At 73.8% G+C, this 26797-nt stretch carries 24 protein-coding genes; 15 read left to right on the top strand and 9 right to left on the bottom strand.

Annotated features, from left to right (window positions below; translation table 11 throughout):
• Nucleotides 1-44: 44 nt before the first annotated feature.
• Together def and DFP74_RS31660 are read right to left on the bottom strand one after the other, a co-directional pair.
• Complete coding sequence (gene def, locus DFP74_RS31665; RefSeq protein ID WP_121187536.1) at nt 45-599, bottom strand: peptide deformylase; 555 nt, start codon at nt 597-599, stop codon at nt 45-47.
• Between the two features lie 84 nt (nt 600-683).
• Nucleotides 684-1496: a nucleotidyltransferase domain-containing protein gene (locus DFP74_RS31660; RefSeq protein WP_121187534.1), complete on the bottom strand. Its 813-nt coding sequence runs from the start codon at nt 1494-1496 to the stop codon at nt 684-686.
• An 856-nt stretch (nt 1497-2352) separates the two neighbouring features.
• Here DFP74_RS31660 and DFP74_RS31655 point away from each other — a divergent pair.
• On the top strand, nt 2353-3030 hold the full coding sequence (locus tag DFP74_RS31655; RefSeq protein WP_121187531.1) for a sirohydrochlorin chelatase: 678 nt from the start codon (nt 2353-2355) through the stop codon (nt 3028-3030).
• Between the two features lie 342 nt (nt 3031-3372).
• Nucleotides 3373-4305, top strand: coding sequence for an aminoglycoside phosphotransferase family protein (locus tag DFP74_RS31650; RefSeq protein ID WP_121187529.1), 933 nt, complete (start codon nt 3373-3375; stop codon nt 4303-4305).
• Between the two features lie 209 nt (nt 4306-4514).
• On the opposite strand, the gene DFP74_RS31645 is transcribed toward DFP74_RS31650, so the two are convergent.
• Nucleotides 4515-5192, bottom strand: coding sequence for a response regulator (locus DFP74_RS31645; RefSeq protein WP_121187527.1), 678 nt, complete (start codon nt 5190-5192; stop codon nt 4515-4517).
• Nucleotides 5173-7707: an ATP-binding protein gene (locus DFP74_RS31640; RefSeq protein WP_121187525.1), complete on the bottom strand. Its 2535-nt coding sequence runs from the start codon at nt 7705-7707 to the stop codon at nt 5173-5175. The genes DFP74_RS31645 and DFP74_RS31640 overlap by 20 nt, the downstream gene beginning before the upstream one ends.
• A 448-nt stretch (nt 7708-8155) precedes the next feature.
• Between DFP74_RS31640 and DFP74_RS31635 the strand changes: the two genes are divergently transcribed.
• On the top strand, nt 8156-8824 hold the full coding sequence (locus tag DFP74_RS31635; protein ID WP_121187523.1) for a hypothetical protein: 669 nt from the start codon (nt 8156-8158) through the stop codon (nt 8822-8824).
• A 43-nt stretch (nt 8825-8867) separates the two neighbouring features.
• On the opposite strand, the gene DFP74_RS31630 is transcribed toward DFP74_RS31635, so the two are convergent.
• On the bottom strand, nt 8868-10490 hold the full coding sequence (locus DFP74_RS31630; protein WP_233571254.1) for an FAD-binding oxidoreductase: 1623 nt from the start codon (nt 10488-10490) through the stop codon (nt 8868-8870).
• 17 nt (nt 10491-10507) lie between these two features.
• Between DFP74_RS31630 and DFP74_RS31625 the strand changes: the two genes are divergently transcribed.
• The 4 genes from DFP74_RS31625 to DFP74_RS31610 all read left to right on the top strand — a co-directional run bounded on the left by DFP74_RS31625 (nt 10508) and on the right by DFP74_RS31610 (nt 14762).
• Nucleotides 10508-11104 carry a TetR/AcrR family transcriptional regulator gene (locus DFP74_RS31625; RefSeq protein ID WP_121187518.1) on the top strand — a complete coding sequence of 199 codons (597 nt, stop codon included), beginning with the start codon at nt 10508-10510 and terminating at the stop codon, nt 11102-11104.
• A gap of 232 nt (nt 11105-11336) precedes the next feature.
• Nucleotides 11337-12860, top strand: a complete 1524-nt coding sequence (locus tag DFP74_RS31620) for a glycerol-3-phosphate dehydrogenase/oxidase (protein ID WP_121187516.1) — start codon at nt 11337-11339, stop codon at nt 12858-12860.
• Nucleotides 12861-13113: 253 nt separating this feature from the next.
• Nucleotides 13114-13668, top strand: coding sequence for an ATP-binding protein (locus tag DFP74_RS31615; protein ID WP_121187513.1), 555 nt, complete (start codon nt 13114-13116; stop codon nt 13666-13668).
• A gap of 194 nt (nt 13669-13862) precedes the next feature.
• Nucleotides 13863-14762 (top strand): bile acid:sodium symporter family protein, encoded by a 900-nt coding sequence (locus DFP74_RS31610; RefSeq protein ID WP_121187511.1) that lies wholly within the window; start codon nt 13863-13865, stop codon nt 14760-14762.
• Nucleotides 14763-14777: 15 nt separating this feature from the next.
• Here the strand turns inward: DFP74_RS31610 and DFP74_RS31605 are convergent, their stop codons facing one another.
• Both DFP74_RS31605 and DFP74_RS31600 read right to left on the bottom strand, forming a co-directional pair.
• Complete coding sequence (locus DFP74_RS31605; protein ID WP_121187508.1) at nt 14778-15422, bottom strand: response regulator transcription factor; 645 nt, start codon at nt 15420-15422, stop codon at nt 14778-14780.
• Nucleotides 15410-16627 carry a sensor histidine kinase gene (locus DFP74_RS31600; protein WP_121187506.1) on the bottom strand — a complete coding sequence of 406 codons (1218 nt, stop codon included), beginning with the start codon at nt 16625-16627 and terminating at the stop codon, nt 15410-15412. The genes DFP74_RS31605 and DFP74_RS31600 overlap by 13 nt, the downstream gene beginning before the upstream one ends.
• A gap of 146 nt (nt 16628-16773) precedes the next feature.
• Between DFP74_RS31600 and DFP74_RS31595 the strand changes: the two genes are divergently transcribed.
• The 5 genes from DFP74_RS31595 to DFP74_RS31575 all read left to right on the top strand — a co-directional run bounded on the left by DFP74_RS31595 (nt 16774) and on the right by DFP74_RS31575 (nt 20817).
• On the top strand, nt 16774-17319 hold the full coding sequence (locus DFP74_RS31595) for a DinB family protein (protein ID WP_121187503.1): 546 nt from the start codon (nt 16774-16776) through the stop codon (nt 17317-17319).
• Between the two features lie 2 nt (nt 17320-17321).
• Complete coding sequence (locus tag DFP74_RS31590; protein ID WP_233571253.1) at nt 17322-18509, top strand: sensor histidine kinase; 1188 nt, start codon at nt 17322-17324, stop codon at nt 18507-18509.
• Nucleotides 18506-19204, top strand: coding sequence for a response regulator transcription factor (locus tag DFP74_RS31585; RefSeq protein ID WP_121187501.1), 699 nt, complete (start codon nt 18506-18508; stop codon nt 19202-19204). The genes DFP74_RS31590 and DFP74_RS31585 overlap by 4 nt, the downstream gene beginning before the upstream one ends.
• Nucleotides 19205-19348: 144 nt before the next feature.
• The gene (locus DFP74_RS31580) at nt 19349-20056 is read left to right on the top strand and encodes an ABC transporter ATP-binding protein (RefSeq protein WP_121187498.1); all 708 of its coding nucleotides are present in this window, start codon (nt 19349-19351) and stop codon (nt 20054-20056) included.
• Nucleotides 20053-20817 (top strand): ABC transporter permease, encoded by a 765-nt coding sequence (locus DFP74_RS31575; RefSeq protein WP_233571252.1) that lies wholly within the window; start codon nt 20053-20055, stop codon nt 20815-20817. The genes DFP74_RS31580 and DFP74_RS31575 overlap by 4 nt, the downstream gene beginning before the upstream one ends.
• 118 nt (nt 20818-20935) lie before the next feature.
• Here the strand turns inward: DFP74_RS31575 and DFP74_RS31570 are convergent, their stop codons facing one another.
• Nucleotides 20936-21454, bottom strand: a complete 519-nt coding sequence (locus DFP74_RS31570; RefSeq protein WP_121187496.1) for an LURP-one-related/scramblase family protein — start codon at nt 21452-21454, stop codon at nt 20936-20938.
• Between the two features lie 266 nt (nt 21455-21720).
• On the opposite strand from DFP74_RS31570, the gene DFP74_RS31565 reads away from it, so the two are divergent.
• Both DFP74_RS31565 and DFP74_RS31560 read left to right on the top strand, forming a co-directional pair.
• Complete coding sequence (locus DFP74_RS31565; RefSeq protein ID WP_121188644.1) at nt 21721-22959, top strand: MFS transporter; 1239 nt, start codon at nt 21721-21723, stop codon at nt 22957-22959.
• 458 nt (nt 22960-23417) lie between these two features.
• A complete protein-coding gene (locus DFP74_RS31560; RefSeq protein ID WP_233571251.1) occupies nt 23418-24899 on the top strand; it encodes a SulP family inorganic anion transporter in 1482 nt (493 codons plus the stop codon).
• Nucleotides 24900-24990: 91 nt separating this feature from the next.
• Here DFP74_RS31560 and DFP74_RS31555 read toward each other — a convergent pair whose 3' ends face one another.
• On the bottom strand, nt 24991-25446 hold the full coding sequence (locus tag DFP74_RS31555; protein WP_121187491.1) for a MarR family winged helix-turn-helix transcriptional regulator: 456 nt from the start codon (nt 25444-25446) through the stop codon (nt 24991-24993).
• A 144-nt stretch (nt 25447-25590) separates the two neighbouring features.
• Between DFP74_RS31555 and DFP74_RS31550 the strand changes: the two genes are divergently transcribed.
• Complete coding sequence (locus DFP74_RS31550) at nt 25591-26787, top strand: MFS transporter (protein ID WP_121187489.1); 1197 nt, start codon at nt 25591-25593, stop codon at nt 26785-26787.
• Nucleotides 26788-26797 lie beyond the last annotated feature (10 nt).

Here is a 26797-nt window from a genome sequence, read left to right as displayed (position 1 = left end):
GGACTCGGTGACCGAACGGGGCCGGAAGGGGCAACGGCCGTCCCTCAGGCGGTGCCGCCGAAGGCGCTGGGCAGCTGGACACCGGCGGGTTCGGGCGTTTCGGCGGGCATGAACCAGTCGGAGCGGCGAACGTCACGCAGGGCCCGGCGGCGCGTGTCGGGGTCGAGGCGGTCGAGGTAGAGCGTGCCGTCCAGGTGGTCGGTCTCGTGCTGCAGGCACCGGGCCATCAGACCCGTGCCCTCGACGGTGACCGGCTCGTTGCGCAGGTCCACGCCCGTGACGACCGCGCGCTCGGCCCGGCGTGTGGGATACCACAGCCGCGGGACCGACAGGCAGCCCTCCTCGTCCTCCTGCGTCTCCTCGGACAGCTCGGCGATCTCGGGGTTGATCACGTAGCCGATGCGGTCCTCGACGTTGTAGCTGAACACTCGCAGTCCCACCCCGATCTGGGTGGCGGCGAGCCCGGCACGACCGGGGGCGTCCACGGTGTCCAGGAGGTCCTGGACCAGGGCCGCGGTGTGCTGGTCGAACTTGGTGACGGGCGTGGTCCGGGTGACGAGGACGGGGTCGCCGAACCGGACGATGGGGCGCATGCTCATGCCCCACAGAGTAGCCGGGCCGGGGGAGGGGCCGGTGCGGGAGGCGGGGGCCGGGCGGGGTTCACGCGGCCGAGCGGGCGGGGCTCACACGGCCAGGCCGGGGCGCAGCGACTCGTCCAGCACCATCTCGATGTAGTCCAGTGCGGCCCGGCGGCGGGCCAGGGCGCTCTCGTACAGCGAGGGCGCCTGGACGCCGCGGCGGACGCGCAGGCACTCGTTGACGATGCGCTGCCAGCGGTCGGGGAAGGCGTGCAGGGCGTAGACGCCCGCGCCGGACTTGGACGTGATCTCGCCGGTCTTGAGCGTGAAGTGCAGGCGGCTGACGCTGAGCACGCTCCACGACGGCGCGAGCGAGCCCAGGACCGCCAGGCCCCGCGGGGTGACGAGTCTGCCGGCCCGCTCGCGCCAGCGGCGCCAGTGCTCGTCCAGGGAGCCCAGGGACCAGGCCCGCAGGCTCTCGGGCTCGTCCCACACGTCGAGTTCGACCGGGTGCGGGCCCCGGACGGGGATGCCGCGCTCGGCGAGGATGTGCCAGGTGGCGGGGTTGACGTCGGAGCTCGCGCCCTCGCGGAAGCGGCCGCCGACCACCGAGGGGAGGGGGCCGCAGGCGGCGGAGTCCTGGGTGAGGTGGTCCCAGGTGACGTGCACGCCGTTGAACTGGGGCCGGGGCACGTTCGCGCGGGTGCGCGCGTGCGCGCGACGCAACTGCTCGACCTCGCGGGCGCCGGGGGTGGAAGCGGTGACGATGACGAAGTCGACGTCGCTGGTGTGCGGACGGAAGTCGCCGAGTGCGACCGAGCCGGTCAGATAGAGGCCTTCGACCAGGCCGGGGGCCTCCTGGTCCGCGTTGGCGAGGAAGGTCTGGGCCAGCGTCTGCACCCGAGGGTGGACGGCCATGCTCACTCCAGTCTGAAGGTGGCTTCGTGCGCGCGACCCGGCGTGGGGAGGCCGGGTCCGTTGTGGCTGGTGATCGGCCCTGAGCCCGGATGGGGCCTCTGAGACGATCGCCTTCTAGGTCCAAGTCTGGGTGGATGCGCCGATGATGGCAAGTGATCACGCCGCACTCGCATCCTGTCTCCCCACGTCATGTGGTGTACGGCTATGCCGGGGAGGGGGAACGCGCACCCTTGACAGGCTTGGGGTGAATGTGGCAGAGGAGGCCTGTCGTCGCGGCGCGGGCCGCCCGGGGAAGCTCGGCCCCCAGTCGGGAGCGCTCCCGCCGGGTCCGGGTCCGCGGTCGCCTTTCCCGGGCCGCCCCGGCGCCGTTCCTCCGGTCGAACACCCAGGGGGGCGCCCCCGACCTCGGGAGCGCATTCATTCGCACGTGCATGCGCACGGTCCAGTGCATGGGATTTCTTTGCCGCGGATTTTCTCTAGAGAACTCCGGGTGAAAGACGAGGCGTTCCCGGGGGCCATTTCGAGTGTGGCGTCCGCCATGTCCTACCGGTCGGTAATCCAGCGCCGTCGTAGGGATCTCGAACGTCCTCGCTGGTCGGAGATGGTATCGGAACGGAAGGGCGCGTGGGGCGCTCGGGCCGCCCGTCGCGAGGCGCCGCGGTGTACGGGCCGCAGATGTGGACACGCCGGATTTTTTCGGCGATTGTTATGATTCACCAAGTCTCCCCCAGGTGATACCCATCACAGCCATTGTTCGTTGTTTTCATCCGCGTAACACGAGAGCACCCTCCCGAAACCGTGTCTCATTACTGTCTGGGGGGAACGGCAGATCTCGCAGCGATTCCAAGGAGCCGGAATGGTCCCGACCATGGTCCTCGTAGCCGACGACGCGCGTGACGCCCACCGACGCGAAGCCCTGTGCGGCCTCGCGGAGGCGGTGGCCAGCCGTGGAGAGGTCCCTGTGACCGCGGCCTTCGGCAGACCGGAGGAAGTCACCGCCGCCATCCGTGCCGTCGACGGTCCCAAGGTGGTCGTCCCGGCGTTCGTCGCGGGCGGCGACGTCGCCAGCGCGCACCTGCTCACCCGGATCGGCCTCGGCCGGCTGGAGAACGTCTGCCAGACCGCCCCCCTGGGCGCGGTCCCGTCCATCGTCGCCGACCTGGCCGGACGCCTGGGCGAGTCGGGATGGAGCCGCGACGACGGCGTGGTCCTGGCCGCCGACGGCACCACGGGCACCGAGGAGCGCCAGGTGGTCATGGACGTGGCCCGCATGCTCAGCCGCCGGCTCGGCTCACCGGTCCAGGTCGGCTACCTGCGCACCTGGGCGCCGTCCGTGTTCGACGCCGTCGACCGACTGCGCCGGGACGGCCGGGAGCGCGTCGCCGTGGCCGCCTGGCGGCTCGTGGACGGCCCTGACTTCGAGCTGCTGCGCGGACTGGACGTCACCGCCATCACCGCGCCGCTGTGGCCCTCCGAACTGGTCGTGGACACGCTCCTCGCCCAGCACCGGGCGGTCAAGGGCCGCCTGGTCTGAACGGGTCGCGGGCGCGACCGGCCGGAAGGGGGTGTCACGCCCGGGAACGGTGGGGCCGAAGGTGTGCGCACCGTTACCGGAGGCGCCGGACTGGGTAGGGGTCCGAACGGGCGGGAACTCCCCGCACCCTTGAGCCATCGTGCCACGCCACCGACCGCGCGGAGTGGCACGGACCGGGAGCGGCCCCTTCCCCGGCCCCGGACTCCTCAATGTCGGCCCGAACGTCGGAGTGACCGGGCGGGCCCCCGCGCGGTCGCCGCCAACGGACCAGAACGCGTCGGCCGTCGGCGTCAGGGGCCCACCCTGCCGGACACCGACGCGCGCGACCCGAAGGTGGAACTCATGAACGACGTCATAGCGCGGTTCGTCGACGATCGGCAGCGCCGGCGTCTGGAACGGCGCTTCGGCGCGCACGTCGGCACTTGGCTGACGGAAGTCCCCTCGATCGTGGAGAAGCTGGCCGCCGAGTGGGGGCTCACGGTCGAGGGGCGGGCTCCGCGGGGACGCACGGCCGTCGTCCTGCTGGTGAGCCGTGCCGACGGGAGCGAGGGCGTCCTCAAACTCTGTCCGGACGGTGGACTGGCCGTCTCCGAGGCCCGGCTGCTGCGCATGTGGGCGCCCTCGCAGCGGGTCCCGGAGGTGTGGGGCCTGGACGCCGACCGCGGTGCCATCCTCATGGAGCGCGTCGACGGCGAGACCGTCGCCGCCACCGGCATCGTCCCGGCGATGGAGACCGTCGGCTCCCTCATCGCCCAGCTGCACGCCGTCGAGGTCCCCCGCGCCGAGCTCATGGAGCTGCGTCCCCTCACGTCGCGGGTGCAGTTCATCTTCGACCAGTGGTCCCGGGAACGCGCCGAGGGCCCGGCCGCCGAGATCGTCCCCGCCTCCGTCATGCACCAGGGCCTGTGCCGGGCCCGGGACCTGGCCCACGGCGAGGTCGACGTGGTGCCCGTGCACGGCGACCTGCACCCCGGCAACGTCATCGACGGCGGCCCGCGCGGGTTGGTCGCCCTGGACCCGCGCGCGTGCCTGGGCGACGGCGCCGTCGACGCGGTCGACTGGACGGTGTGGCAGGCCAGCAGCCTGCGGGAGGTGGAGCGCCGTGTGGACGTACTGTCCCGCGTCATGGACGTGGACGGCGACCGGCTCATGGAGTGGTCCCGTGCCTTCGCGCCCTGCATGGTCGTGGCCAAGATCAACCGCGGCCAGATCGGCACCGAGGAGTTCGACGTCCTGATGGACATGGCCGAGGGCCGGGCCTTCGCCCGCCGCTAGGGCGTGTATGACGGATGCCGCCCGTCGCGAGCGGCGTTCCAGTGGTGGCCTCGCAAGGCCGAAGAAGGAAGCATCCTGGTGTGGCTGTTGACTGATGAGAACGCAGTGAGGGTGCCGCTGGGGCGTCGCGCAGCAGGGTGAGTGTCCGTCATACACGCCCTAGGCGTGTGCCGGGAGTCGGGCGCCACGGGCGCCCGGCCACCGCCCGCTCAGGCCGGTGTCTCGAACCGGTACCCGCGGCCGGCCTCGGTGATGAGGTACCGGGGGTGCGCGGGGTCCGGCTCCAGCTTCCGTCGCAGCTGCGCCATGTAGACGCGGAGGTAGTTGGTCTCGCTCTGGTACGAGGGCCCCCACACGTCGTGCAGGAGGCGGCGCTGGCTCACCAGCTGACCGCAGTTGCGGGCGAGGATCTCCAGGATGTGCCACTCCGTCGGGGTGAGCCGCACCTCCTCGCCGTCGCGCAGCACGCGCTTGGCGCCCAGGTCGACGGTGAAGCTCGACGTGCGCACCACCGGGGCCTCCTCCGAGCGCACCGACCTGCGCTCGGCCGCCCGCATCCGCGCGAGCAGCTCGTCCATGCCGAACGGCTTGGTGACGTAGTCGTCGGCGCCCGAGTCCAGGCAGCGCACCTTCTCGCCGGCCGAGTGCCGCGCCGACAGGACGATGATCGGGACCTGCGACCAGCCCCGCAGCCGCTGGATGACCTCCATGCCCTCCATGTCGGGCAGCCCCAGGTCCAGCAGGACCACGTCCGGGTGCCGCTCGGCGGCCAGCCGCAGCGCCGCGGCGCCGTCCCCCGCGGTGTCCACGTCGTGCCCGCGCGCCCGCAGGTTGATCCGCATCGCCCGGATGATCTGCACGTCGTCGTCAACGACCAGGACCCGCATCGGACCTCTCCTCGCCTGCCTCGTTCGGATCCGCCGCCTTCAGCGTGAACACCATCGTGAGCCCGCCGCCCGGGGTGTCCTCCGGCGTGAGCGTTCCGTGCATCGCCTCCACGAAACCACGTGCCACCGCCAGGCCGAGACCGACCCCGGTTCCCTGGGGCGCGTCGCCCAGCCGCTGGAAGGCCTCGAACATCCGGTGCTTGCCCTCGTCGGAGACCCCCGGTCCGCGGTCGGCGACCCGCAACTGCACGTTCTCGCCGTGGGCGCTGGCCGCGACGAGCACCGGGCTGCTGGGGTCGGGGTTGTGGCGGACCGCGTTGGTGACCACGTTGGCGATCGCCCGCTCCAGCAGACCGGCGTCGGCGCGCACACGGGGCAGGTGGTCGGGCACGTCCACGGTGACCGAGTCGTGCGGCAGGCCCAGGAGCGTGATGGGGACGACCTCCTCCAGGCCCACGGGGCGCAGCCGGGGCCGGACGTTGTCGGTGTGGACCCGGCTCATGTCCAGCAGGTTGTCGATGAGCCGGTTCAGCCGGTCCGTGGACTCCTCCACGGTCTCCAGGAGCGCCTCGCGGTCCTCGGGGTCGAGCTCGATGTCGGTCGCCCGCAGGGTCGACAGGCTCGCCTTGATCGAGGTCAGCGGTGAGCGCAGATCGTGGGAGACGGCCGCCAGCAGCGCGGTGCGGATGCGGTTGCCGGCCGCCTGGCCGCGCGCCTCGGCGGCGTCCCACTCCAGCCGCTGGTGCTCCAACGCGATGCCGATGTGCGCGGCGAAGGCCCGTAGGACCCCGCGGTCCGCGGCGGGCAGCACCCGGCCCCGCAGCGCCAGGGTGAGGGTGTCGGAGATCGCCACCTGGACGTCGGCCTCGTCCGGGGTCTCGCACGCGGGGGCGCCGACGCTGTGCACGACCCGCCAGCGGCCCTCGTCCAGCTGTTCCAGCAGGGTCGCCGACCGCTGCGCGAAGGTCTTGCGGATGCGGCGGAGCAGGGCCTGGAGGGGCTCGCTGCCCGATAGGACGCTGCCCGCCAGCAGGGTCACCGCCTTGGCCTCGGCCCGGCCGCGCGCCGCCTGGGCCGAGCGGCGGGCCGCCATCTCCACGACCACGGCGACCAGCGTGCCCACGAGCGCGAACGCGGTCAGCGCGAGCATGTTGTCCAGCGACACCGGTGGCCGTCCGTGCAGCGGCGAGAGCACGAACGTGAGCAGGAGCGCGCTCAGCACGGCGGAGGACAGGGCGGGCCACAGGCCGCCCACGGCGGCGGTGGAGACGGTGATGAGCAGCAGGAGCAGGGCGTCCGAGGCCGCGCCCACCCCGCGCAGCGGCGGCACCGTCAGGACCAGGGCGAGCAGGAACGGGGCGACGACCGCCAGGGCCCAGCCCACCACCCGCCGGTGCGGTCCCAGACCGCGCCCGGGCGGGGGCAGCGGCCAGCGCCCGGTGCCGACCTGCTCGTGGGTGACGATGTGCACGTCGATGTCACCGGACTCGCGCGCCACGATGGTGCCGACCCCGGGCCCGAACACGTACTGCCACGCGCTCCGGCGCGAGGAGCCGAGGACGATCTGGGTCGCGTGCACACCGCGGGCGAACTCCAGCAGCCCGGTGGGGACGTCGTTGCCGACCACCTGGTGGTAGGTGCCGCCGAGTTCGGCGAGCAGGCGCCGCTGGCGCAGGAGGTCGTCGGTGGGCGACTGGGCGATGCCGTCGGGCGGCACCACGTGCACCGCCATGAGGTGGCTGGGCTGGGGGTGTCCGCCGCGCGACCGGGCGGCGACCCGGGCGGCCCGCAGGATGAGGGTCTCGCCCTCGGGCCCGCCGGTCAGCGCCACGACCACGCGTTCGCGCGCCTCCCAGGTGCTGCGGATCTTGTGTTCGCCGCGGTACCGGGCCAGGCCCTCCTCGACCCGGTCGGCGGTCCACAGCAGGGCCAGTTCGCGCAGGGCCGCCAGGTTGCCCTCGCGGTAGAAGTCGGCCAGCGCCGCGTCCACCCGCTCCGCGGGATGGATGTCGCCGTGCGCCATCCGGCGGCGGAGTTCCTGGGGGGTGAGGTCGACCAGCTCGATCTCGGTGGCGGCGCGCACCACGCGGTCGGGGACCGAGCGCACGGGCGGGGCTCCGGTGATCTGCGTGACGACGTCGTGGAGGGAGTCCAGCTGGTGGATGCCCACGGTGGACACCACGTTCACGCCGGCCGCCAACAGCTCCTGGACGTCCTGCCAGCGGGAGGGGTTGGGCGAGCCCGGGGCGTTGGCGTGTGCCAGGTCGTCCACGAGCGCCAGAGCGGGGGCACGGGCGATGACGGCGCCGGTGTCGACGGCGCCGGAGGCCAGGGTCGGGATCGTCTCCAGGCCCTCGAGCAGGGCCTCGGTGGCCGGACGGTGGTGGGTGTGGGCGACCGCGACCACCGTGTCGGTGCCGCTGGAGGACCTGCGGTGCGCTTCGGCCAGCGCGCTGTGGGTGGTGCCGACCCCGGGTGCCGATCCCAGGTAGATGCGGAGCTTGCCTCGTGCCACGGATCCATTGTGGCTCCTTCGCGGGAGCGGCCGGGACGCGATGGCGCGGCGGTGCGATCCCGCGGGCCCACCGCGACCGCCCGCCGCGTCGGGCCTCCCTGGATACTGGGACCCACAGCACCGGCGCCGCCGGTGCGCGGGGGCCCGCCGTCCCGGGCGCTCGGAAGCGAACGCACCCGCGAAGGAGGCACGGGACGTTCCGTGAGGGACGTCGGCCGTGACAGCGATGACCGGACATCCCCCCGATGATGGATCCTTCCCCGGCCGGCCGGGAGAGCCGCCGTTCCCCGGGCCGCCCGGCGGCGGCCCGCCCCGGCCCCACCAACCGGTCCCGCCCGGGGCGCACCCTCGCGTGCCGCCGGCGCAGGGGCTCCCGTTCCCCGGGCACCCGGGGCACCCGGGGCCGCCGGGGCACCCGGGGCAGCCAGGCCGCAGTCCCCGCCGGGGCTTGTGGATCGGCGTCGCGGCGGCCGGGGCACTGCTCCTGGTCGCCTGCGCGGGCCTCGTGGTCTGGTCCGTGGCCGAGTCACGCCCCTACGCCGCCCTGCCGTCGTGCGGTGACCTGCTCCCCGCGGACCTGCTCGACGCCGTTCCCGACACCGACCGGCCGCGCGTCGACGGCCGGTTCACCGGCGTCGACGAGGTCTCGCTCCACGAGGACACCACCGCGAACGAGGGGTTCCGGGGCAGCCTGGACTGCGTGGTGTCCGAAGGCTCCGGCGACCACGTCCTGAACGTCTACGTCGCCCTCTACGACGCCGAGGTCGGCCTGGCCGGCATCGAGAACCGGCGCGAGGAGATCGAGGACGGGATCCTGGACCTGGAGGAGGGACGGTTCGGCCAGGACCTGCCGGGCCAGAGCTTCGAGGTCGACGTCCACGGCTGGACCGAGCTCTCGGCCGGGGACGGCGGCTACGCGGTGGTCGCCGACTACACCGACGGTGAGTGGGAGAGCGGGGGCAGCCACGCCCAGGCCTACTTCAGCTCGGCCAACGCCGTGGTCTCGGTCAGCCACCCCCAGGACGGGCGCGTCGACGAGGGGGAGTTCCTCGGCTTCCTCGAACGGTTCGCCGGACAGCTGGACCGGCAGCTCTCCCGGGAGGGCGAGCGCGTGTGAGGCCCGCCGGTGCCCCCTTCCGGGGCACCGGCGGGCCCGCCGGTCACGGGATGAGCTTGCCGGGGTTCAGGATTCCGCGCGGGTCGAGCGCCCCCTTGGCGGCGCGCAGGACGTCGGCGCCCAGCGCGCCGATCTCCTGGGCCATCCACGGCCGGTGGTCGGTGCCCACCGCGTGGTGGTGCGTGATGGTCCCGCCGTGCGCGACGACCGCGTCCGAGGCGGCGCGCTTGGCCCGCTCCCAGCGCTCCAGGGGCGCCGAGCCCGCCGCCGTCGCCACCGTGAAGTACAGCGAGGCGCCCGTGGCATAGGTGTGCGACACGTGGCACATGACCACGGAGCCGCCCTCGTCGCCCTCCAGCGCGGCGGTGAGCGCGTCCGAGACCGCCGCGTGCAGCGGCAGCAGGTCGGCCCAGCTCGCCGCGGTCTCCAGGGTCTCGGCGAGGATCCCCGCCGAGAGGAGGGTGTCGCGCAGATAGGGCGCGGAGAAGCGGTTCTCCCGCCAGTGCGCCACCGGTTCCGGCCCCAGCCGGGTCCCGCCCGCGGCCGCCAGGGCGGCGCCGACCGCGGCGGCGCGCGCGTCCACCTCCGCCTGGGTGCCCTCGAAGCCGACGACGGCCTGGCAGCCGGGCGTGGCCTCTCGTCCGCCCAGGGCGGCTCCGACGAAGGTCTCCGACTCGTCCAGCACGCGCGCCATCGTGGGGCGCGAGTCCGACTGGGCCAGGGCGCGCAGGGCCTCGGCGCCGGTACGGAAGTCGGGGAAGGACCAGGCCTCGTCCAGCACCCTCTCCGGGCGGCGGCGCACGCGCACGCCCACCTCGGTGATCACGCCCAGGGTTCCCTCCGAGCCCAGCAGCAGGCGGCGCAGGTCCGGTCCGGCCGCCGACGCCGGCGGTCCGCCCGCCGCCAGGGTGCCGCGCGGGGTGGCCGCGCGCAGGGACACCACCATGTCCTCGAACCGGCCGTACCCGGAGGAGGCCTGGCCGCTGGAGCGGGTGGCGGCGTACCCGCCGATGGTCGCGTACTCGTAGCTCTGGGGCATGTGCCCGAGGGTGCAGCCGTGCTCGGCCAGCATCGCCTCGGCGTGCGGGGTGCGCACGCCCGCGCCCAGGACGGCGGTCATCGAGGCGGGGTCGAAGGAGACCACACGGTCCAGGCGCCGCAGGTCCAGGGCGACCACGGCGTCGAATCCGCCGCGCAGCGGGGTCAGCCCGCCCACCACGCTGGTGCCGCCGCCGAAGGGGACCACGGCCACGCCCTGGTCCGAGCACACCTCCAGCAGGCGTACGACCTCGTCGTGGTCGGCCGGGTACAGGACCGCGTCCGGTGCCGGATCCGCCGAGCCGGCGCGGCGCCGCAGGAGGTCGGGGGTGCTCTTGCCGCCGCAGTGGCGCAGCCGGGTGGCGTCGTCGTCGGCCAGGTGTGCCTCGCCGGTGACCGCGCTCAACAGCGCGCGCGTGCGCGGGTCCAGTCGGGACGCGGGCAGGCGGACCTCGTGCTCGGGGACCGGGGGCATGTCCTGGGGGCGGGCGCGCAGGACCTGGGCGATGAGGTCGCGCAGACCCGGGTCCAGGGGGCGTGCCCGGGCGGGGTCGCCCCAGCCGAACCAGCTCATCTCCGGGGCGGTGCCGGCCGGGCGTCGGGGGGCGTTCGTGTCGTCGTGAGCCATGCTCTACAGTTTTACACATGGAGTCAAAACGTAACGTTGAGGATCGGATCCTGGACGCGGCCCTGGTCTGCGTCGAGTCGTTCGGGGTGCGCCGCACGACCCTGACCGACGTGGCGCGCCGCGCCGAGGTCAGCCGGCCGACCGTGTACCGCCGCTGGCCCGACGTGACCGCGCTCGTCGCCGACCTGCTCACCCGCGAACTACGGCGGATCCTCCTCGCCCAGGAGACCTCCGACGCCGCGGGACCGGACGGCGAGACGGTCCGCGCCCGGCTGGTCCGGCACGCCGCCGGTGTCGCGCGCGCACTGCTGGCCCACCCGCTGTTCACCCGGATCGTCGACACCGAGCCCGAACTCCTGGCGACCTACACCTTCCACCGCCTGGGCACGAGCCACCGGGCCGCCCTCGACCTCGTAGAGCCGGTCGTCGCCGACGGCCAGCGCGACGGATCGGTCCGCGCGGGCGACCCCGCGGTGCTGGCGAGGTTCGTCCTCGTCTCCGTCCAGGGAACCGTGACCTCCCGCCGTCTGTTCGCCGACCTGCTCGACGAGGACGCCCTGGTCGGCGAGCTGGCCACCCTCCTGGACGGCTACCTCTCGGGCGCCGCCGACTAGGGCGTGTATGACGGACACTCACCCTGCTGCGCGACGCCCCAGCGGCACCCTCACTGCGTTCTCATCAGTCAACAGCCATACCAGGATGCTTCCTTCTTCGGCCTTGCGAGGCCACCACTGGAACGCCGCTCGCGACGGGCGGCATCCGTCATACACGCCCTAGCACCGCCCACGAGCGCGACCCGCCCGCCGCCCCCTCACCCCGCACCTCCGTCAGAAAGGCCGTGCCGCCGTGCACCCGTCGACCTCGCTCAACGCCGCCCGCCGCTCCGCCGACCTCGCGCGTCTGGAGGAGCGCCCGGAGGTGGACGTGCTGGTCATCGGCGGCGGGGTCACCGGGGCCGGCGCGGCTCTGGACGCGGCCTCGCGCGGGCTCTCCACCGTGCTGGTGGAGCGCTACGACCTCGCCTTCGGCACCAGCCGCTGGAGTTCCAAGCTCGTCCACGGAGGGCTGCGCTACCTGGCCAAGGGCCAGTTCGGCATCGCCTACGAGAGCGCGCGCGAACGCGATCTGCTGATGACCGTCACCGCGCCCCACCTGGTGCGGACCCTGCCGATGGTGATCCCCGTCCACCGGGACACCCCGGCCGCCCAGGCGCTGCTGATGTGGGCGGGTACCGGCATGGGCGACGTCCTGCGCCGGGCCGCGGGCACCCGGTCGGCCGTCCTGCCGCCCCCGCGCCTGCTCACCCCCGTCCAGACCCGCCGCCTGCTGCCGGGCGTGGCCGTCGACGGGCTGCGCGGCGGCCTGCTGTCCTTCGACGGCCAACTGGTCGACGACGCCCGGCTCGTGGTCGCCCTGGCCCGCACCGCCGCCGGGCAGGGCGCCCGCGTCATCACCCGCTGCGCCGCCCAGAGCGTCACCGCCGACGGCGTGCTCCTGCGCGACGAACGCACCGGGCGCCTGGTGCCCGTGCGGCCCCGCGCGGTCGTCAACGCCACCGGGGTGCACGCCGGGGAACTCGACCCCGGGGTGCGTCTGCGCCCCAGCCGCGGCAGCCACCTGGTCGTGGACGCGGCCGCCCTCGGCGACCCCCGGGCCGCGCTGACCGTCCCCGTGGACGGCGGCACCTCCCGGTTCGTCTTCGCCCTGCCCCAGCCGGACGGGCGCGTCTACGTCGGACTGACGGACGAGCCCGTGGACGGCGCCCCGCCGCACGTGCCCGCCGTGCCCGAGGGCGACGTCGACTTCCTGCTCGCCCAGATCAACCGCGCGCTGCGCACCCGGCTCCGCCGGTCCGACGTGCGCGGCTCCTTCGCCGGGCTGCGGCCGCTGTTGCGCGGGGTGGGGGACAGCGCCGACCTGTCGCGTGAACACGCCGTCACCGTCTCGCCGCACGGCACGGTCACCGTCGTCGGCGGCAAGCTGACCACCTACCGGGCGATGGCGCAGGAGGCCGTCGACACGGCCGTGCGTGAACGCCGGCTGAACGCCGGCCCCTGCCGTACCCGGGACCTGCCGCTGGTGGGCGCCGCCGACCGCGCGGAACTGGCCGACCTCGCGGCGCCCCGGCGCCTGGTCGCCCGGTACGGCGCCGAGGCGCCCGCGGTGCTGGCCGAGGCCGACGGCGACCCGGCCCTGCTGGAGCCGGTCGCGTGCGGGGTCACCGGCGCCGAGCTGCGGTTCGGCGTGCGCCACGAGGGTGCGCTGGAGGTCGACGACCTCCTGGAGCGCCGGACCAGGGTGGCCCTGGTGGACGCCGACCGCGAGAGCGCGCGGTCCGCGGCCGAGGCCGCGCTGGCGGACCTGGCGTGAGGGACCCGGGACCTCGCGGGTCCGGGCCGGCGGGCCCGCGGCCCCGGACCGGATGAGCATTCCGATACGCGCCACACGCGCATCCCCTGTCCCGTAAGGAGATCATCGCGTAAGGTCGTAGCCGTCGCTCACGCCTCCCCCGTCGGCGCAGGACGCTCCCCCGGCCGCCCCCTCCCCGGCGCCCTCCTGCCCGTCGCCCGCCACCACCCTCGACCGCGAGCCCCGGGTTCCGGTCGTCGCCAAGGAGTCACCCATGCCCACGCTCGTTTCCGTGCCCACCCTGGCCCAGGCGGAGGGCTCCGTCCTCTCGGGGGTACCGGACGAGTACCGGCACTATTTCAACGGGCGGACGCCCGTGCCCTTCACCAAGCGGCACTGGGAGTTCCCCGGCGAGCCCGCGAGCGTCCCGCTCGCCCGCGCCTTCCTGGACACCTGTGCGGCGAGCCGGGACAGCGAGTTCCGCTACGTGTTCTCGCTCCTGGGCACCGAGCTGGCCACCAACGCGATCCGGCACAGCCGGTCGGGGGAGCAGGGCCAGACCTTCGTGCTGCGGGTCACCCGCGGCCCCAACGGGCTGACCCTGGTCTGCCGGGACAGCGGCACCCCCAGCCGGGCGGTGTCGGGGGAGGACGGCCCCCTCAGCGCCGGAGCCCTGGCCGGCGACCAGCTCACCGCCGAGAACGGGCGCGGACTGGCCCTGGTCGACAGCTTCGCCACCGCGTGGGGCGACAACGGCCACCCCAGCATCCGCAAGGTGTGGTTCCACCTGGCCTACGACCTCACCGGGAGCTCCTGGCCCGCCGCCTGACCGGCGGCCCGGCCGCGAGCGGCCGGAAGCGGAGGGCGGGGCCCGGGCCTTGTCAGGGGGTCGGCGGCGTGCCACGATACCGACCAGTACGGCACTGAGACGCAGATCACGGAGCGGCGCGACTCCACGCGTGCACGGTGCCGCACGGCCCTGCCCCCCGCAGCCGCCCCGGCGGCCCCACCCGAGGTGCCTCCTTGGACTCCAGCATCGCCACCATCGCGCTCCCGGCGGCCCTGGCCGTCATCATGCTCGGACTCGGGCTCAGCCTGACCACCGCCGACTTCGCCCGCCTCCTGCGGGTCCCCGGCACGGTCGCGCTCATCCTGGGCTGCCAGATCGTCGTCCTGCCGCTGCTGTGCCTCGGCCTCGTCCTGCTCTTCCAACCGCCGCCGGCGCTCGCGGTCGGGATGATGCTGCTCGCGGCCTCGCCGGGCGGCACCACCGCGAGCCTGTACAGCTACCTCTTCCGCGGCAACGTGGCGCTCAACATCTCCCTGACCGCGCTCAACTCCCTCACCGCCATGGTGACCCTCCCGCTGATCACCAACCTGGCGCTCGCCCACTTCATGAGCGACGGCGACACCCTCGGCCTCCAGGCCGACAAGGTCCTCCAGGTCTTCGCGATCATCCTGATCCCCGTCGCGATCGGCATGGTGCTGAGGGCCAAGGCACAGGCCTTCGCGCAGCGGATGGAGCGCCCGGTCAAGATCGCCTCCGTCGCGGTCCTCATCGGCGTCATCCTCACCGCCGTGTACCAGGAGCTCGACTCCATCGGCGGCTACATCGCCGCCGTGGGCGTCATGGTCGTGCTCTTCAACCTCGCCAGCCTGGCCATCGGCTACTGGGCGCCGCGCGTCCTGGGCACCGGCCGACCCGAGGCGATCGCCTCCTGCATGGAGATCGGCCTGCACAACACCACGCTCTCCCTGGCCATCGCACTCAGCCCCGCCCTGCTCGACAACACCGAGATCGCGATCCCCTCGGCCGTGTACGGCGTCCTAATGCTGTTCACCGCCGCCGGCACCGGACTCCTGCTCAACCGGCGCGCCGTCCGAGACGCCGCCGCCGAGGAGACGGCCCCTCCCGTGCCGTGACCGGCCGCGCGGTGCTCACCTGCGTTCGAGGTAGGCGAGCACCGCGCGCACCCGCCGGTGCCCGGTGTCGGTGGGGGCCAGCCCGAGCTTGGCGAAGATGTTGCCGATGTGCTTGTGCACGGCGTTCTCCGTGACCACGATCCGCTCGGCGATCTCGCCGTTGCCCAGCCCCTCCGCCATCAGGGCGAGGACCTCGCGCTCGCGCCGGGTCAGCGCCTCCAGGGGGTCGCGCGCACGTTCGGCCAGGAGCTGCCGCACCACCTCCGGGTCCATCACGGTGCCGCCGTCGGCGACCCGGCGCAGCGCGTCCACGAACTCGCCCACCCGGCCCACCCGGTCCTTGAGCAGATAGCCGACCCCGCCGCGCCCGTCGGCCAGGAGCTCGCCCGCGTAGTCCCGTTCCACGTACTGCGAGAGCACCAGCACCGGGAGGCCCTCGTAGCGGCGGCGCGCCTCGATGGCCGCGTGGATGCCCTCGTCCCGAAAGCGCGGCGGCAGCCGCACGTCCACGATGGCCAGGTCCGGCCGGTGCCGCTCCAGCGCGCCGGAGAACGCCTCCGCGTCCCCGGCCACCTCCACCACCTCGTGCCCGCGGGTGGAGAGCAGCAGCTCCAACCCGGCCGAGAGCAGCACGTTGTCCTCGGCGATCACGATCCGCACGGCAGCTCCGCGTCGATCCGCGTCGGACCGCCCACCGGGCTGGCCACACGCACGGTCCCGTCCAGCGCCGCGACCCGGCGGCGGATGCCCACCACACCGCTGCCCCGGCTCTCGTCCACGCCCCCCGCGCCGTCGTCGTGCACACCCACCCGCAGGAGGCCGTCCTCGCGCGCCAGGCGCACCCACACCGTCGAGGCGCCGCTGTGCCGGACCGCGTTGGCCACCGTCTCGGTCACCACGAAGTAGGCGGCCGTCTCCGTCGCCACCGGCAGCGTGCCCAGCTCACCGGCGTCGAGCCGCACGGGCACGGTCGTGCGGGCGGCCAGCGCCCGCAGCGCCCCGACCAGGCCGCGGTCGGCCAGGATCGGCGGGTAGATGCTCCGGATGACGTCGCGCAGTTCGGTCATCGCCTCCTCGGTGCCCGTGTGCGCGTTCCGCAGCAGGGTCGCGACCCGCGGGTCCTCGACCGCCTCGCGGGCCACCCCGAGCTGCATCGCGATGGAGACCAGGCGCGCCTGCGTGCCGTCGTGCAGGTCCCGTTCGATGCGCCGCAGTTCCGCGCCGTGGGCGTCGACCACGTCCGCGCGCGTGCGGGCCAGTTCGTCCACGCGACCCGCCAGCAGCTCCGCCTCCGACGGGGCCAGCAGCCGGAAGTTCATCCGTGCCAGCGCCCTGGCCACCGGAGGCAGCACCAGGGCGGCCATGGCGGCGAAGAGCGGCACCTGGAGGACGATCCCGACCAGGGCGGTGCCCCAGCCGGTCACCGGCACACCGAACACCCCCAGGCCGTCCTCCTCCGGAAACACCCACCAGAACGGCAGTAGCGCGACGTTGACCGCCAAGCCGACCGTCACGACGGCCGTGAGTCCGGCCACCACGCCGGTCACCGAGAAGAGCACGAGCCACACCAGGTCCCGGCGGGTGGCGGGTGCCTTGAGCAGGGCGCCCAGACCCTTCCCCTCGGGTCCGGGCACGCGTGCGGCCGGTATCCCGAGCAGGCGGGCGGCGCGCCTGTGGTGCCAGCCGGCCCACCGGCGCACCACTCCCAGCCAGCGGGGCACCAGGAGCAGCCCGAGACCGCCGATCAGCACCGTCAGCGCCGCCACCACGGTGAGCGGCACCATGACCAGCGAGAGCATTCCCGATCCCAGCGCCACGAGCAGGTACCCTCCCGCGCGCCGCGACCTTCCCCAGCCGAACCCCATCCCCGCACCCCTTTCCACGCACGCGCCCGCCTCGATCGGCGGCGCATCCGACATTCTGGGCCATGGGGGCGGGGCCGGACACTACAGCTGCCTACCGTTCCCGCCGACCGTGGCGAAGGTCGGGCCCCTGGTGCAGGCTGGGGCGCATGCACCGCATCCCACAGCAGAACCTCAGCCCGGCCATGGACGCTCCCGACCGGTCCGCCCCGCCCCTGGTCGGCGACGAACGCACGGTCCTGACCGCCTTCCTGAACTGGCAGCGCGCCACCCTGGCGGCCAAGTGCGAGGGGCTCACCGCCGAGCAGCTGTCCACCCGCGCGGTCGAGCCCTCGGCCCTGAGCCTGCACGGACTCGTCCGCCACCTGGCCGGAGTCGAGCGCTGGTGGCTGCGCATCCAGTTCGCCGGCGAGGACGTGCCGATGCTGTACTACTCCGACGACGACCCCGACCAGGACTTCGACGGACTGGACGGGGACCCGTTCCAGGACATCGCCGTCTGGCGGGCCGAGATCGAGCGGACCCGGGCGGTCGCCGACGTCGCCGAGTCCCTGGACGCCACGGGCACCGAGCTGCGCAGCGGCGACCCGATCCAGCTGCGCGTGGTCCTGGTCAAGCTCATCGCCGAGTACGCCCGCCACCTCGGCCACGCCGACCTGCTGCGCGAGCGCGCGGACGGCAAGACCGGGTACTGAGCGTGGACGCGCCCGAACGCCACTGGGCCGCCCTCGACCCCCGGGGCGGAGCCACCCGCCGACGGCTGGCCGCGGACGCCGTGCTCGCGCTCGCCCACGCGGGCGTCTTCGGCTGGCCCGCGCTGCTCCGGGCCGGGGCCGGACCGGAGCAGTGGGCGGCCGCGGCCCTCCTCGGCGTCGTCGCGGCCGGAATCCTGCTGCGCTGGCGGTGGCCGGCCGCCGCCTTCGGCGCCGTGCTCGCGGCGAGCGTCGTCCTGACCGCCGCCGGATGGGGCACCGACCACCTCACGGCCGCCGCCTGGACCCTCTACCCGCTCGCCCTGACCGCGCGCTCGGGCACCGCCCGCCCGCACCACGCCCTCTTCCTGGTGATCGCGGTGCTGTTCGCCGCGTCCGTCGGGGGCTCCCTGCCACCCGGTTCCGTTGAACCCGTGCGCACGGCCGTCGTCGGAACCGCGCTGCTCGGCACGGCGTGGCTGCTGGGCCGCTCGGTGCACGAACGCGGACGGCAGGAGGAGCGCGCCCTGGCCGCCGCCGCCCAGACGGCCCGGACCCGCGAACGCCTGCGCCTGGCACGGGAGGTCCACGACGTCGTCTCCCACACCCTGGGCGCGGTCGGCATGCGCGCCGGAGTCGCCCGGTACGCCGCGGAGGATCCCGACGCCCTCCGTGCGGCCCTGGCCGACATCGAGACCACCACCCGCGCCGCCTCCGACGAACTCCGCGGACTCCTGCGCGGCCTGAGGGCCGACGGTTCGGCGCCCCTGGAACCGGAACCCGGCATGGACGGGCTGGCCGACCTGGTCGAGACGGCGCGCTCCACCGGCCTCACCTGCCGTCTCACGGTCGAGGGCGCCGACGCGGTCCCGCCCAACACGGCCGTCAGCGTGCACCGGCTGGTGCGCGAGGCGCTCACCAACGCGGTCCGGCACGCACCGGGGACCACATGCGCGGTCACCGTCACCGCGGACGCCGCGGCCGTGGCCGTGGAGGTGACCGACACGGGGCCGGCCCCGGGGCGGAGCCCCTCACCCGGGAGCGGGACCGGACTGGCGGGCATGCGCGAACGGGTCGCCGCGCACGGTGGCACTCTGGAGGCCGGCCCCCGCCCCGGTGGCGGCTACCGTGTCCACGCCCGCCTGCCCTACGGCGCGCGCACCGACCCACCGCGCAGGAGGCCTTCGCGATGACCCCGCCCGAAGCCCCCTCGGCCCGCGCCGAACCCGTCCGCGTCCTGATCGCCGACGACCAGGACCTCCTGCGCGGTTCGCTGCGCATGCTCCTGGACGCCGACCCCGCCCTCAGCGTCGTGGGCGAGGCGCGCACCGGGCGCGAGGCGGTGGACCTGGCCGCGCTGCACGTCCCGGACCTCGTGCTGATGGACGTGCGGATGCCCGACCTGGACGGGCTGGCGGCGACCCGGGCCATCTGCGCGGCGAACGGGCACACCCGCGTCATCGTCCTCACCGTGTTCGACCTCGACGAGTACGTCTACGCCGCGCTGCGCGCCGGGGCCAGCGGGTTCCTGCTCAAGAACACCAGCCCCGAGGAGCTGCTGCGCGCCGTCCACGTGGTCGCCGACGGCCAGGCGCTGCTCGCGCCCGAGGTCACGCGCCGGCTCATCGCCGACGTCGTCGCCTCCGGAAGCGGACCGGCGCCGGCCCCCTGGCAGGGGCCGCCGCTGACCCCGCGCGAGCGCGAGGTCGCCACCCTCATCGGGCGGGGGCTCTCCAACGCCGAGATCGCCGCGCGGCTCACGCTCAGCCACGCCACCGTCAAGACCTACGTCAGCCGCCTGCTGGCCAAGCTCGACGCCCGCGACCGCGCCCAGCTGGTGGTCTTCGCCTACGAGAACGGCCTGGTCCACGCCGCACACCGGGAGTGAGCCCCGGCCCGCGCGGCGCGGCACCGCCCTCCCCGGCATGGCCCCGCTCCGTCCGGCGCGGCCCGGGTGTCACCCTGAGCGGACACCGGGAGTGTCCGCTCAGGGCCGATGTGCCGCGGCCGCCCGCGACGCGAGCATGGGCGCATGATCGACATCCGCGGACTCACCAAGCGCTACGGCCGGCACACGGCCGTGGACGGACTCTGCTTCACCGCCGAGCCGGGCCGGGTCACCGGCTTCCTCGGGCCCAACGGGGCCGGCAAGAGCACCACCCTGCGCGTGCTCCTGGGCCTGGACCGGGCCGACCGGGGCCGCGCCCTCATCGAGGGCTGCCGCTACGCCGAGCTGCGCCGTCCCGCGAGCGTGGTCGGCGCCCAGCTCGACGTCGGCGGCGCCCACCCCGCGCGCACCGCGCGCGCCCACCTGGCCTGGATCGCCCGGGCCAACGGCCTGCCGCCCGCGCGGGCGGGCCAGGTCCTGGAACGCGTGGGCCTCGAACGCGCCGCGCGGACCCGTGTGCGCGCGTTCTCCCTGGGCATGGGGCAGCGGCTGAACCTGGCGGTCGCGCTGCTGGGCGACCCGCGGGTCGTCGTCCTGGACGAACCCGTCAACGGACTGGACCCGGAGGGCATCCGGTGGATGCGCTCCCTCGTCCGGAGCCTGGCCGACGAGGGCCGCACCGTGCTCCTCTCCAGCCACCTGATGGCGGAGATGGCGCGGATCGCCGACCACCTGGTCGTCATCGACCGGGGCGGCCTCGTCGCCGAGGGGACTCCGGCGCAGGTGACCGGCGGCCACCCGTCGCTGGAGGAGGCGTTCTTCGCGCTCACGACCCCGACGGGAGGTGTGTGACCGTGCTCGACACCGTGCGTTCCGAGGCCCTCAAGCTGCGCACCCTGCCCTCGGTGCTGATCACGTGCGCGGCGACCGTGGCCGTGACGGTGGGGCTGGGCTATGTGTCCGGCTGGTCGCTCGCACAGGCCATGGACACCGACCCGTCCGTGATCGTGGGCGACTACGACCCCGGCCGGTGGGGGATGGACGCCTCCGGCGTCGGGCAGTTGGGGATGATCGTGCTGGGGGTCCTGGCCGTCAGCGGCGAGTACGCCGGCGGGCAGATCCGGACCTCCCTGCTCGCGGTGCCCGGACGGCTCCGACTGCTCGCCGCCAAGGCGGCGGCCCTGGCGGGCGCGGCACTGGCGGCGGCCCTGGTCACCGTGCCGGGGTCCTTCGTCGCCGCCCAGGCGGGGCTGGGCGAACACGGCCTGCCGTGGTCGCGGATGTGGGAGGCGCCCGTGGCCGGCCACCTGGCCGGGGCGGTCCTGTACTGGGTGCTGATCGCGCTGCTGGCCGCCGGGCTCACGGTCGTGGTCCGCAACGCGGTGGTCCCCCTGGTGGTGCTGGTCGGACTGGCGCTCGCCGGGTCCCAACTGCTCTCCGTGGCCACCGACCTGGCCGACTTCCTCCCGGACCGTGCGGGCGCCCTGATGTTCCGCGAGGGTGCGGACTACGCCCACGACCTCACCGCGGTCCAGGGCGGAGCGGTGATGCTCGCCTGGGTGGCCGCGGTGGGTGTGGTGGCGGTGGTGCTGTTCCACCGCAGGGACGCCTGATCCCGGGTGCCCGACCCGGGTGCCTGCCCTGGGTGCCTGCCCTGGGTGCCTGCCCCGGAACGTCTGATCCGGGGCGGGCGGGGCCGCGTCGCCGGGGGAGAGGGGCAGGGGGAGGGGGTCAGTCCTCGTCCCCGCCCCCCTCGCCGTCGTCCCCGGTCAGGGCGTCGACGGCCACGGCGACGCTGATGACGAGGGCGGGGTCCCCGCCGATGTCCCCGCGGTGGGTGTTGACGTCGACGGCGTAGGTGTCGCGCATCCGGAACCACTTGCGCGACACGACGGCGACCGTGCCGTGCTCGTCGCCGATGACGAACTCCTTGCCGAGGAAGTTCCCGGTGACCTCCCAGTCCGGGCCGTCGGCCACGTCCACCAGCAGCTTCTCGCGCAGCGGGTTGAGCAGGCGCTTGCGGACGGTCGCCACGGTGTCCCCGTCACGCTCGATCCGCATCTGGTCGCGCACCTTCAACAGCTTCTTGCGGATCTTCATGAGCTCGGTGCCGTCGGGGGTCTTGAGCTCGAAGGTCGTGCGCAGGCGCATGGCCTTGCCGTCGACGAGGTAGACCCGGTTCCCCTGCTCGTCGGTCACCCAGAAGTCGTCACCGATGTCGAAGACGCGTTCGCGTACGAGGAATTTCATGTCCCGAAGCTAGAGCACGGGGCGCCCCCGCCGCCAGGGGGCGCGGTCTGCGCCGGTGACACAGGGGATCATGGGACCCCGGATGTGCTGGAAAGGGCTTACCAAGAGATACTGGGGACGGCGGCCGTATTCGTCCGGCGGTCGCGCACGTCCGCACCACAGGAGTCCCCCTGTCCTCCGAGCCAGTACAGCCCGGCCCGCCCGCCTCCGCCCCCGACGCGCGCCCCCGCGGGACGCTGCGCATCGTGGCGGCCTCCGCCCTCGCCATGGCGTTGAGCGGGCCCGGGCAGACGGCGGGCATCTCCGTCTTCGTCGACCACATGATCACCGACCTGGACGTGGGCCGGTCGGCCGTCTCCCTCGCCTACATGGTGGGCACCCTCGGCGGAGCGCTGGCCCTGCCCTGGATCGGCCGGGCGGTGGACCGGTTCGGAGTCCGGCGCGTCCTGGCCTTCGTGGCGGCGGGATTCGGCGCCTTCCTGGTGGGCCTCGCGTGCGTGCAGGAGGTCGTCGGACTGACCGTGGGCTTCGTCGGAGCGCGAGCCCTCGGCCAGGGCGGTATGACCCTGATCGCCACCACGGCCGTGGCCATCTCGGTGACGCGCAACCGCGGCGCGCTCCTGGGGATCACCAGCTCCGTGGGGGCCGCCGGGATCTCGCTGTTCCCCCTGCTGGCCGAACGGCTGATCGCACTGGTCGGCTGGCGCTACACCTTCGCCGCCGAAGCGGCGCTGGTGTGGATCGTCGTCGTGCCGATCGTGGTGTGGGGGCTGCGCGGCGTCGTGCGGGTCGAGACCGCGGGGGAGGGGTCCGGTGCGGACGGGTCGACGCCGCCGCCGGCCCCGCAGTGGCCGCTGCGCGCGATCGCGCGCACGTCCGTCTTCTGGGCGATGGCCGCCGCCGTCGCGTGCAGCGGGCTGGTGTCCACCGCGGTCTTCTTCCACCAGATCTCCGTGCTCGGCGAGCAGGGGCTCACCGCCACCCAGGCCGCCGCCAACTTCCTGCCGCAGACCGTGGCAGGGCTGGGCGCGGCGCTGCTGTTCGGCGCCGCGGCCGACCGCTACTCGCCCAAGCTGCTGCTCAGCGCGGCGATGGCGATGCACGCCCTCGCCCTGGTCCTGCTGCCCCTGGTCGGCCCCGGGCCGAGCGCCCTCGCCTACGGGATCGCGCTCGGATCGGCGGCGTCCGGGGCGCGGGCGGTGGAGAGCGCCGCGCTGCCCTACTACTTCGGCACCGCCAATCTGGGCTCCCTGCGCGGCCTGACCCAGTCGATCGTGGTCGCCTCGACGGCGGTCGGGCCCATCCTGCTGTCCCTGGCCTACCAGTGGGCGGGCTCCTATCGGCCCGGGATCTTGGGACTGGCGCTGCTGTGCGCGCTCGTCGCCGGCGCGGTCCTCTTCGCCCGCCCTCCGCGACCGCGTTCACACCACGCCACACCCGCGCCCGCGGACTCCGAAAGCGCGCCGAACACGGGCTGGCCGGGGGAGCCGCCGACGCGGGCCTAGGGCCGCGCGGTCCGATCATGGTCCGACGGTGTGAACATCCGAGGCGCGCGTCCACTTTCATCACCGTGGGTCATCATCGGGATCGGCCGGTCCCAGCGGGCGGATTCGGCTCTTGTCAGGAAAAACGGCTCCGGCCGAGCCCTTGTGAGAGTTGTCTCAGTCGCGCAGCGTGACACGAACTCTCACGTAACGGTAAAGTTTGACCCGTTGGCGCCCGTGGCCATCCCACGTGGCGACACCCCGTTCCTCCCGGCCGTTCGAGACGGACACGGTCGGGCCGCGGCGACGCGGCCGCGCCCCCGGGGCACCTCCGGTGCCGTACCGGGACCGACACACGCACCGCCGACGCACAGTCGCACGCCTGCTGCTCGCGCGCCGTCGCCGTGACACCTGACCTGATCACCGCGGTCCTCGCTGTGGGCTGCCCGAAACCAGATGGGTTCTCGTTGAATCTGCCGGTGAAGACCCGACGAGGGTCACTGAAGTCCCGCATCCCCGCCCCCGCCCAGATCCGCGCCGACGTCCTGGCCGGGCTGGTCGTCGCGCTGGCGCTCATCCCCGAGGCCATCGCGTTCTCCCTCATCGCCGGGGTCGACCCGCGCGTGGGCCTGTACGCCTCCTTCGTCATGGCGGTGTCCATCGCGTTCCTGGGCGGCCGCCCCGCGATGATCTCCGCCGCCACCGGCGCGATGGCCCTGGTCGTGGCGCCGCTGTCCATCGAGTACGGCGTCGACTACCTCATCGCCGCCACGATCCTGGCCGGCCTCATCCAGGTCGCGCTGGGCCTGGCGGGCGTGGCCAAGCTGATGCGGTTCGTGCCGCCCAGCGTGATGACCGGGTTCATCAACGCCCTGGCCATCCTCATCTTCCTGTCCCAGATGCCCTACCTGACCGACTTCGACGTGCCGGTCTACGTGATGGTCGCCATCGGTCTGGGCATCATCTTCGGCCTGCCGCTCCTGACCAAGGTCGTCCCCGCGCCGCTGGTCGCGATCGTGGTGCTCACCGTCGCGGCGATCGCGATGGGCCTCAACACCCGCACGGTGGGCGACGAGGGTGAACTGCCCAACACCATCCCCGTGCCGCTGATCCCGGACGTGCCCTTCACTCTGGACACCCTGACCCTGGTCGGCCCCTACGCGCTGACCCTGGCGCTGGTGGGTCTGATGGAGTCGCTGATGACCGCCAAGGTCGTCGACGACCAGACCGAGACCTCCTCGAACCACGCCCGCGAGGCGCGCGGACAGGGCATCGCCAACGTGCTGGTCGGCTTCTTCGGCGGCATGGCGAGCTGCGCGATGATCGGCCAGACGATGATCAACGTCAAGTCCGGCGCCCGCACCCGGATCTCGACCTTCCTGGCCGGAGTGTTCCTGCTCATCCTGTGCGTGGGGCTCGGCGACATCGTCGGGATGATCCCGATGGCGGCCCTGGTCGCGGTGATGATCTTCGTGGCGATCGTGACCTTCGACTGGCACAGCATCGCCCCCAACACCATCAAGCGCATGCCCTGGTCGGAGACCCTGGTCATGGTGGTGACCGTGGCGGTGGTCGTGGCCACGCACAACCTGGCCCTGGGCGTGATCGTGGGCGTGATCGTCTCGATGATCTCCTTCGCCCGCAAGGCCGCCACCCAGGCCGACGTGACCAGCGTGCTCGACCCCGAGGGCGGTACGCGGGTGTACACGGTGCACGGTGAGCTGTTCTTCGCCTCCACCAACGAACTGATCGGCCGCTTCGACTACGCCGAGAAGGGGCTGACCAAGGCGGTCGTGGACATGACCGAGGCGCACGTGTGGGACTCCTCGGCGGTGGCCGCCCTGGACCACGTGGCCGAGCACTTCCGCAAGCACGAGGTCGAGGTCGAGATCATCGGCCTCAACGAGCCGAGTGCCTCGCTGCACCAGGAGCTGACGGGCACCCTCAACGGCGGCCACTGAGCCGTCGGCCCCATGAGCACGGCCCGCCGGGACCTCCCGGCGGGCCGTTCGTCTGTCCGGGGCCGCCCGGACGGCCGGACTTCCGGGCCGCCTAGCCGGCCGGCGGCGGAGCCAGGTCGCGCAGCGCGGCCACGATCGGGGCGAGTTCGGGCGTGCGGCCGCCCTCGTCCAGGGCCTCCCGCAACACCCGGTCGTGGGTGGGCACGGCCTCGGCGAGCAGGGCCATGCCGGCGGGTGTGAGCTCGGTGTAGATGCCCCGGCGGTCGTCCGCGCACAGGTAGCGGGAGAGCAGGCCGCGGTCCTCCAGCCGGGTGACCAGGCGCGTGGTCGCGCTGTTGGACAGGGCGGCCGCGCGGGCGAGCTGGCGCATGCGCATGTGCCAGCCGTCCTGCCGGTTGAGGGCGTCGAGCACGGTGAACTCCACCACGGACAGGCCGTGCTCGGACTGCAAAGCCTTCTCCAACGCGGTCTCGATGAGGCCGTGGAGTGCCGCGAGGGTGCGCCATCCCCGTGCGCGGATCTCGACGGCGTCGTCGGCGATGCCCATGGCGGTCCTTCCCGTCCGGCGGCGTGCGTGCCGCGGAGCACAGGATAGCCAATTGCGCGGATAGAGCGCGTGTGCAACTATTTTGGTTGCGTGTGCAACTAGTGTGCGCGCAATGATCTGTCGTCCCTCCGAGGAGTCCTCCTCATGCCGCTCGCGCTCTACGCCCTCGCCATCGGGGGCTTCGGTATCGGCCTCACCGAGTTCGTCATCATGGGCCTGCTTCCCGAGGTGGGCGCCGACTTCGGCGTCAGCCCGACGGTCGCCGGGTACCTCATCTCCGGCTACGCGCTCAGCGTCGCGGTGGGCGGTGTGGGCCTGACCGCGCTGCTGCACCGCGTGGACCGCAAACGGGCCCTCCTGCTGCTGATGCTGCTCTTCATCGCCGGGAACCTGGTCTCGGCGACGGCCGCGGAGTACTGGGTCATGTTGGCGGGACGGATCATCGCCGCCCTGTGCCACGGCGCCTTCTTCGGGATCGGCTCGGTCCTGGCCGCCGGGCTCGTCCCGCCCCGGCGCGCGGCCGCAGCCGTCTCGATCATGTTCACCGGCCTGACCACCGCCACCGTTCTCGGCGTTCCGCTCGGCACCTTCCTCGGGCAGGCCGCGGGATGGCGCTCGACCTTCTGGGCGATCACCGCCATCGGCGTGGTGGCCTTCGTCGGGATCGCCGCGCTGGTGCCCGCCGCGGGCGGGGCGGGCGACCGCGCGCCCGGCGGGCTGCGCCGGGAGTTCGGGGCCTTCGCCAGCGGGCAGGTGTGGCTGTCGCTGCTGGTCACCGTGCTCGGTTTCGGCGGCATGTTCGGCGGGTTCACCTACATCGCCTTCACCCTGACCGAGGTCAGCGGGTTCGCCGCGGCGACCGTGCCGTGGCTGCTGGTGCTGTTCGGCGCGGGGATGTTCGCGGGGAACCTGCTCGGCGGCCGCTTCGCCGACCGCGACCGCGTCCGCACCCTGCTCGTGGTCTTCGCGGCGCTGGCGCTCGTGCTGGCGGCGTTCGCGCTGCTGGCCGACCTGCGCTGGGCGGCGCTCGTGGCGCTGCTGCTCATGGGCGGCGTCGGGTTCGCGGCCGTGCCCGGCCTGCAGATGCGCATCATGGCCTTCGCCGACCGGGCGCCGACGCTGGCCTCGGGCGCCAACATCGCCGCCTTCAACGTGGGCAACGCCTTCGGCGCCTGGGTGGGCGGCCTCGGACTGGCCGCCGGCCTCGGCTACACCTCGCCGCTGTGGTCGGGGGCCCTGATCACGCTCGTCGGCCTGGGCGTGCTGGCCGTCGCCACCCGCGCGCCCGGGGGCGAGTTCGCACGCGGCCCGCGGGAGCGGGCGGCCGCCGCGGCGGAGTGAGCCGGCCGGG

Source organism: Nocardiopsis sp. Huas11 (assembly GCF_003634495.1).
Taxonomy (GTDB): Bacteria; Actinomycetota; Actinomycetes; order Streptosporangiales; family Streptosporangiaceae; genus Nocardiopsis.
Note: the sequence above shows the minus strand (reverse complement) of the source record. Positions and strands in the feature narration are given on the sequence as shown.